Origin of the sequence: Streptomyces sp. NRRL S-495, assembly GCF_000966955.1 — a bacterium.
Classification (GTDB): Bacteria; Actinomycetota; Actinomycetes; order Streptomycetales; family Streptomycetaceae; genus Kitasatospora; species Kitasatospora purpeofusca.
Genome location: NZ_JZWY01001255.1, coordinates 1 through 239 on the forward strand (window position 1 = coordinate 1; position 239 = coordinate 239).

The window sequence follows — 239 nt, forward strand, 5'->3', positions numbered from 1 at the left end:
GGTACGCCGTGCCGTTGTTGGTGAAGCTGCCGAACGCGATCAGGTCGACGCCCTGTGCGGTCGCGGCCTTGGCGGTGTCCAGCGGGACGACGGTGAAGCCGGCCCGGCGCAGCAGTTCGGCCAGGCCGGTGGCCCTGGTCCACGGGTCCAGGTACTCCAGCACCGCGGCACGCGGTGGGGCGGCGGTCTCGGGATGGGCGTCGGCGTGGGCGGGCGCGGCGAGGGCGGTGGTGGCGGTG

At 75.3% G+C, this 239-nt stretch carries 1 protein-coding gene; it reads right to left on the bottom strand.

From position 1 onward, the window contains the following. A partial coding sequence (locus VR45_RS40970) for a hypothetical protein (protein WP_045945066.1) occupies positions 1–239 on the bottom strand: 239 nt, incomplete at both ends.